This is a genomic window from Stenotrophomonas sp. 3diitr2024 (genome assembly GCF_042136455.1).
Taxonomy (GTDB): Bacteria; Pseudomonadota; Gammaproteobacteria; order Xanthomonadales; family Xanthomonadaceae; genus Stenotrophomonas; species Stenotrophomonas sepilia.
Genome location: NZ_JBHHMJ010000830.1, coordinates 1 through 6,699 on the forward strand (window position 1 = coordinate 1; position 6,699 = coordinate 6,699).

Annotated in this window: 6 protein-coding genes and 1 pseudogene; 3 read left to right on the forward strand and 4 right to left on the reverse strand. The window is 66.9% G+C overall.

What is annotated here, in order from left to right; genetic code table 11:
- Nucleotides 1–93: 93 nt before the first annotated feature.
- Nucleotides 94–2,046: an acetyl-CoA hydrolase/transferase C-terminal domain-containing protein gene (locus ABGA94_RS22105; RefSeq protein ID WP_375368103.1), complete on the reverse strand. Its 1,953-nt coding sequence runs from the start codon at nucleotides 2,044–2,046 to the stop codon at nucleotides 94–96.
- 34 nt (nucleotides 2,047–2,080) lie between these two features.
- Nucleotides 2,081–2,638: a flavin reductase family protein gene (locus tag ABGA94_RS22110; protein WP_375368104.1), complete on the reverse strand. Its 558-nt coding sequence runs from the start codon at nucleotides 2,636–2,638 to the stop codon at nucleotides 2,081–2,083.
- A gap of 118 nt (nucleotides 2,639–2,756) precedes the next feature.
- Here ABGA94_RS22110 and ABGA94_RS22115 point away from each other — a divergent pair, with 118 nt between their 5' ends.
- The 3 genes and pseudogenes from ABGA94_RS22115 to ABGA94_RS22125 all read left to right on the forward strand — a co-directional run bounded on the left by ABGA94_RS22115 (nucleotide 2,757) and on the right by ABGA94_RS22125 (nucleotide 4,877).
- A complete protein-coding gene (locus tag ABGA94_RS22115) occupies nucleotides 2,757–3,122 on the forward strand; it encodes a BlaI/MecI/CopY family transcriptional regulator (RefSeq protein ID WP_111128041.1) in 366 nt (121 codons plus the stop codon).
- Nucleotides 3,115–4,317: pseudogene (locus tag ABGA94_RS22120) on the forward strand (TonB family protein). Before ABGA94_RS22115 ends, ABGA94_RS22120 begins: the two are co-directional and overlap by 8 nt.
- On the forward strand, nucleotides 4,314–4,877 hold the full coding sequence (locus ABGA94_RS22125; RefSeq protein WP_069139291.1) for a hypothetical protein: 564 nt from the start codon (nucleotides 4,314–4,316) through the stop codon (nucleotides 4,875–4,877). The pseudogene ABGA94_RS22120 and the gene ABGA94_RS22125 overlap by 4 nt, the downstream one beginning before the upstream one ends.
- A gap of 53 nt (nucleotides 4,878–4,930) precedes the next feature.
- On the opposite strand, the gene ABGA94_RS22130 is transcribed toward ABGA94_RS22125, so the two are convergent.
- Nucleotides 4,931–5,731 (reverse strand): MBL fold metallo-hydrolase, encoded by an 801-nt coding sequence (locus ABGA94_RS22130; RefSeq protein WP_375368105.1) that lies wholly within the window; start codon nucleotides 5,729–5,731, stop codon nucleotides 4,931–4,933.
- 11 nt (nucleotides 5,732–5,742) lie between these two features.
- Nucleotides 5,743–6,561, reverse strand: a complete 819-nt coding sequence (locus tag ABGA94_RS22135) for a S1/P1 nuclease (protein WP_197599148.1) — start codon at nucleotides 6,559–6,561, stop codon at nucleotides 5,743–5,745.
- Nucleotides 6,562–6,699 lie beyond the last annotated feature (138 nt).

Consider the following 6,699-nt stretch of genomic DNA (forward strand, 5'->3'; position numbering starts at 1 on the left):
ACCCCGGCCTTTCTCGTTGCCGGAAGAAAAAGGGGACGGAGGGAATTAAGTCGTTTGTGCACAAACGACTTAATTCCCTCCGTCCCCTTTTTCTCAGGCGGTACGCGCCAGCGCCAGCCGCAGCAGCCGCGCGTCCAGGCGTTCGGCGAAGTCTTTCGGTGCCTGCAGGCCCATGCGCTGCAGGTACACGGCATCGCCGTCGCCGGCCGGTTGCCGCAGCGCTGCCCAGACGGTGCGCAGCTTGTCGCTGCGGGACTGCGTGTTGGCCTTCAGCCACGCCAGCGCTTTGACCAGCACCTGCTCGATCTCGTTGAAGTCGCTGCCCAGCGGGTAGTCCGGCAGGCTGCCATCGGCACGGAATGGAGCCAGTGCCGCGGCCAGTGCCTGCGGCGTGTTGCGCTGCTGGCGCTGCGGGTCGGGCTGGGACGCCGCCAGCAGCTTGCGCGAGGCGTGTGCCTGCTGCAGCAGATCGCCCTGGAAGGGCGCTTCGGTGATCGCGGTCATCGCATGCACGCAGTCTTCGTCGGTCAGGCCGCGCAGATCGGCGATGCCGTATTCGTTTAGGTAAATGTCGCGCAGGTGGCGCGGGATGGTGGTGTGGCCGTAGTTCCAGCGCACGTTCGATTCCCGGTGGCCCTTGTCATCGCGTGCGGCACGGAACATCAGCACGCTGCGCGCTTCCGGCAGGGCATGTGCCATCGCCACGAAGTTGTACTGGCCGCCCACGCCGGACACCACGCGTCCATCGTCCAGCGCGTCCGACACCGCCGCGCCGAGCGCGGTAGCCATCATGCAGGAATTGAAGAAACGCGCATGGCGGCGCTGCAGGCGCTCCAGTGCCTCGTTACCGCCATACAGCTGGTTGATCTCGCTGATGCGGCGCATGCCAATCGCACGGCATTCGTCTTCCGGCAGCGTGCGCAGCCACTCGTAGAACTCCGGTGAGCCCAGGTAGAACGCACCATGCAGGTACTCGCCTTCGGCGGCCAGGGTGGCATGGTCGATGGACAGCGTGCTGCCATTTTCGATGCGTTGCATCAGCGCCAGGTCGTCGTGCACCTTGCGCTTGATCACCCCGGTCTGCACCAGTCGGCGGAAGCCCTCGTTGAGCATCTCGCTGCAGCCGTACAGTCCCACTTCGAACGGGTCCACGCCGCCGATCTCCTGCACCAGCGGGTGGCTGGCCAGCTGCGGATCAAGTGCATGCAGCACGCGGCGGTAGCGCGCGTTGTCGGTGTGGCGCAGCACCAGCGCATGGCTGAGCGCGTCGGCCAGCGTGCCGATGCCGATCTGCAGGGTGCCGCCGTCGCGCACCAGGGTGCTGGCATACAGGCCGATGGCGTAGTCGGCATCGCCGACCGGCTGCCGCGGCAGCCCGAACAGCGCCGGGTACGGTGGCGGTGGGGTGATCACCAGATCGAAGAACGACACATCGACCGTCGCCGAGCCGGCCAGGTAGGGCAGCTGCGGATCGATCTCGGCGATCAGCAACGGGCGCGGCAGGCCGCGCGCGGTCATCGCATCGAGCGTGTCCTGGGTGATGTCGTTGTTGCACGACAGCGAAAGCCGGCGGTCATTCGGCCGCATCGCCACCTTCTGCACGATCACCTGCGGTGCGCGCTGAGCGACCGCATCGGCGGCGTGGGTGTAGTTCAGGCTGGTATAGCTGGATTGCGCCTGCCGTGAACCGAGCAGGGCGCCGGACTGCATGTAGAACTCTTCCACCTGCACGTGCGCTGGCAACGCGTCGCGCGCGATAGCATCGGCATAGGCCAGGCGCGGGAAATCGTCGCCGAAGTGGCGCTGCGCAAACGGCGCCAGGAAGCGTGCCTCCAGGCCGTTGCCACGCGCCTTCGGCGGATTCAACGACAGCGCGGTATACAGCTGCAGCGGCCGTGAGGGATCGTGCTCGACGCGCGCATACAGGGCGTTGAGCAGCCGATGTGGCTTGCCCAGCGCCAGCGGTGCCCCGATCCGCAGCGGCCCGTCCACGCGCGCTAACAACCAGTCGACGGCGGCGTCCAGGTCGGTGAGGTGTTCGGTCATGCGCGGCGGTCCTGCGTGTGGGGGAGTGCGGGCATTACAGCATGTCGGGCTTGAACCGCCGTCGACGCGAGACTTCTGCGCCGGACACCATGAACTGCCCATCGCCGCGGTAATGCACCGTGCGCGGCAGTTTCGGCCGGGGCGCAACATGGGCGCGCACGATCTCCCAGATGAACAGATTGCTCGACGCCACCTGGCTGTCGTCGTACAACCGGCATTCGAAGTTCGAGTGGCATTGCCCGACCAGCGGCGCACCGACCTCGCGCGCGGGCAGCGCATCGAGCCCGAAACGGGCGAACTTGTCGACCTCGCGGCCGCTGCAGTTGCCGATGTCCACCACGGTATCGAGCAGTTCCACGCCGGGTACGTTGATCACGCACTCGCCACTGCCGACGGCCAGTGCATGGCTGTGGTTTTCATTCCACAGGTAGGTGGCGACCAGCGACGGCGAGAAGCCCATCACCATGTGCCAGCCCATCGTCATCAGGTTGCGCTGGCCGCGCCAGGCGGTGCTGACCAGCACGATCGGGCCGGGTTCGAGGAAGCGTCGGGCCTGCTCGACCGGGAATTCCTTCTTGGGAAGCGCTTTCATCCGAAGCCTCGGCCGGGAGTGCTCGATGCTGGCGCAAAGCCGATGAATCCGGAGTCGAGGGGCTTGACAGGAGGTTCGATTACGCGCGTAATCAGATTATCGATTACGGATGTAAACCATGACCCCGATCAGCGAAGCCGAAGCCGTTGTGATGGAGGTGCTGTGGCAGCAGGCACCGCGCAGCGCCGATGATGTGGTGGCTGCGCTGGCTCACCGCGACTGGGCCGAGCCGACCATCAAGACCCTGCTCAACCGCCTGCTGACCAAGGGCGCCATCGCCGCTGAGCGCGATGGCCGGCGCTATCTGTATCGCCCGCTGTTGCAGCGCCAGGTGTGGGTGGAGGCGCAGAGCCAGGACTTCATCGGCCGTGTCTTCGAAGGGCGCGTGGCGCCGCTGGTCGCGCACTTCAGCGAACGCGGCCAGTTGAGCGCACAGGACATCGCCGAACTGAAGAAGCTGATCCAGGAGCTGGACCATGACTGAGCTGCTCGGTGGACTGTGGCAGGCCAGCGTGTGGCTGGCCATGGGGGTGATCCTGCTGGCCGTGCTGCGACCGCTGCTGGTGTGGATGGGGGGCGCTGGACTGGCTTATCGCAGCTGGTGGTTGTTGCCGATGCTGCTGGTGACCTTGCTGCTGCCGTTGCCGCAGGCTGCGCTGTTGCAGCACGTGCCGACAGTGCTGCTGAAAGTCGAGCCAGGGGCCGTGGACGAACTGGCAGGGCCGTCGCTGCCATGGGCACCGCTGTTGCTGCTGGCATGGGCGCTGGGCATGGGCATCTGCCTGCTGCGCGACCTGCGCGCGCAGCGTCGTTTCGAACGGCGCATGGGCCCGCTGAAGCCGCGCGCCGATGGCAGCTGGCAGGCCAGTGGTGACCCAGGCCTGCCAGCACTGGTTGGCCTGTGGCGGCCGCGAATCGTGGTTGGCCCGGACTTCGATCAACAGTTCAGCGCACAGGAACAGGGGCTGATCCTGCAGCACGAGCGCAGCCACCGCCGCAATGGCGATCACTGGGCCAATGGTGCGTTGCTGCTTATGCGTGCGGTGTTCTGGTTCCACCCGCTGGTGCTCTGGGCTGCACGCTGCTTCCTGCGCGACCAGGAACTGGCCTGCGATGCCCGCACCATCGCCCCGCAGCCTGCGCTGCGCGGGCTTTACGCCAGCACGCTGCTGAAGGCGCAGCTGGTCCACCCGGTTGCGCCAGCGGTCTGCCATTGGCGCAGCCAACCCGTGTTGAAGTAGCGTATCGCCATGTTGAAGCAGTCCAAGCGGAAGGCATTGCCGTGGGTATCGGGGCAGGTGCTGGTCGTCGGGTTGTGCCTGGGAATGGGCGCAGTAGCGTGGGCCAGCCAGGGCGATGCGATGGCTGGCCGCCCGGCAGCGGCGGTCATGGATCGGGAGATCCAGGTCGTCAAGATGCCACCGCCTTCCTATCCGAAATCCGCGGTCGAGGAGCGCCAGGTGGGCGTGGTGAACCTGCGCGTGGAAGTGGATGCCAGCGGCCAACCCACCGATGTCAGGGTGCTCAGTGCCACCAATCCGGGCGTGTTCGACGCGGTGTCGATCACCGCAGCGCGCAGCTGGACCTATCGGCCGGCGATGAAGAACGGCAGGCCGGTGGCAGGCGCAGTGAAGATTCCGATCACCTTTGCGATGGACAACAGCGAGGACGCCCAGTGAAGTCCGCGCCGCTGCTCGTGGTGGCGGCGCTGATGATGGGGTGTGCGAGCCAGGAACGGCTGGCCACCGTGCACACCCGCAGCGAGAATGTCGGCCACCAGCGACTGCAGCCGCAGGCGGGCGGTGGCAGTGGGCAGTTGCAGGCGTATTCGCTGGGTGCGACCGAGGGCTACCGGATGCCGCAGTTGTACGCGGCACCGGACCCGGAGGTCGGCGATCGTGACCCGCGTGCGGAACTGGCGCCGACCACGATCTGCCTGCAGGTGGTGGTTGATGCCAACGGCGTCGTCGAGCGCAGCCTGCCATTGACCGATCGCCCGGAGTGCGCGGCAGGTGCTGCGGGCGAGAATGCGCCCCTGCTGCAGGCTGCGCAGGAGGCCGTGGCGATGTGGAAGTACTCGTCCGCAGCGGTCTGCCACTTCGCGGCTGGCAAGGTGCCTGCCGACCGCGGTGACTGCCGGGGCGCCGAACGGGTCGAGCCGGTGGCGGTCACCCTGCAGTACGCCTTCACCTTTGAGATCGTGAAGGGCCAGCATGTGGTGCGCACGCAGGGAAAGTGAACGCTCGCGGTCCGTGATGGAAACCGATGGCGCCGGGCTCTGCCCGGCGTACGTCAGGCCCCGCCCTGGATGTTGGCCTTCACCGCCGGTTGCATCAGCTTCGGTTCTTCCAGCGTAGCATCGCGGGCCTGGCGCACGCTGACGAACTCCGCCTCGGCCACGCCGTCATGCACGTGGATGTTGTGCGCGCGCTGTTCGCCGATGGTGGTTTCGTTGGCGAAATCACGGCCCCCCGGGCCGTAGTCGTGGCAGACGAAAACCCGGGTGGTATCGGGCAGCGCCAGCAGGCGCTGGATCGAGCGATACAGCTGCGCGGCATCGCCACCCGGGAAATCGCAGCGTGCGGTGCCGCCGTCGGGCATGAACAGCGAATCGCCGGTGAACAGCGCATCGCCGATCAGGTAGGCGATGCTGTCGCTGGTGTGGCCGGGCACGGCGATCACCTGTCCTTGCAGCTCGCCAATGGCAAAGGTTTCGCCGTCGCTGAACAGGTGATCGAAGATATCATCGGCGGCCGGAAGCTGCAGGCCATAGCGCGGCGCGAACGTGGCCTGCACCGCGCGGATACCTTCACCGATGGCCAGCGTGGCCTGCGGGAAGCGCTGCTTGAGCCGGCGCCCGGCCGACACGTGGTCCGCATGGGCATGGGTTTCCAGCAGCCAGCGCAGCTGCAGGCCTTGCTGTTCGATGGCCTGCAATGCGGCATGCAGCGGCGCTTCACTGCTGGCGTCGGTATCCGGGTCGTAGTCCAGGACCGGATCGATCAGCGCCGCATCACCGCTGGCCGGATCGCTGACCAGGTAGCTGAAGGTATTGCTGTCACGGTGGAAGAACGACTGCACCTGGACCGGCATCGGAACTCTCCTCAGCGCGTGCCGAGCACGCGGTTCAGCAACTGCGCCAGGTTCTCGCCGGCCAGTCGCAGCTGCGCTTCGGCCAGCGGCCGGTAGCGCTCGGTGTATTCGTCACCGATTTTACGCGTGGCCGGATAAACGCCAGCTTGCATGGAAATGCGGCAGCTGGCCTCGGCCCAGGTCTGTGGGTCGCGCTGCGGGTTGGACTGGCGCGCCAGCTTCGGCGCGCGCTGGCTCTGCAGCAGCGGCAGGTAGCCGGCGTCGTCCAGCTTGCGGGTGTTGAGCATGCCGCTGTCCCACAGCGAGTGCAGGTTGGTACCGCGGTTGCCGAACTGCAGCTGGAAATCGTTGCCGCCCTTGTCATGAGCGTAACCGGCATGCATCGGCTGGTGGATGTCGCCGACCAGGTGCACGACGAACTTCAGTGCCTGCAGGCGCTCGCCATCGGTCAGGCTGCGGTCGCCCAGGATGGCGCTCTGTGCTTTCAGGGCCTCGACGATGCAGTTGCCGTTCCTGCAGTGCTTCGGTGCTTCGTAATGGCAGTCGTCTTCGGCGATGTTGACGTAGTGCCAGCCGGCCGAACGACGGCCCAGGCCGGGGTCCTTGGCGCGCAGCTGGTCGGCCCACGGCGCGATGCTGGCCAGGGTGGCGTCCGCTTCGGTGGCCAGCAGGCGGTCCACTTCGGCGCGGGCGGCGGGGTTGAGGCGGGCGTCGGCGACTTCGGCAACCAGGCGGTGGCCTTGCGCGCCCCAGGCCTGGGCGGGGGCAGAGACGGACAGCAGGGCCGGCACCAGGGTGGCGGCGAGGAACAGGGAGTGCAGGGCTTTCATGCACATATTCTAGCGGGGTAGGTGGATTGAAGAGCGGCGCGTTCCTGTCTGCTGGGGGCTGGCTGCAGGGGCAGGCGCTGCGGGACACGCTGCAAGTACGTCCCTGTAAGCTCGGCCGCGGCATTCATGCCGCGGACG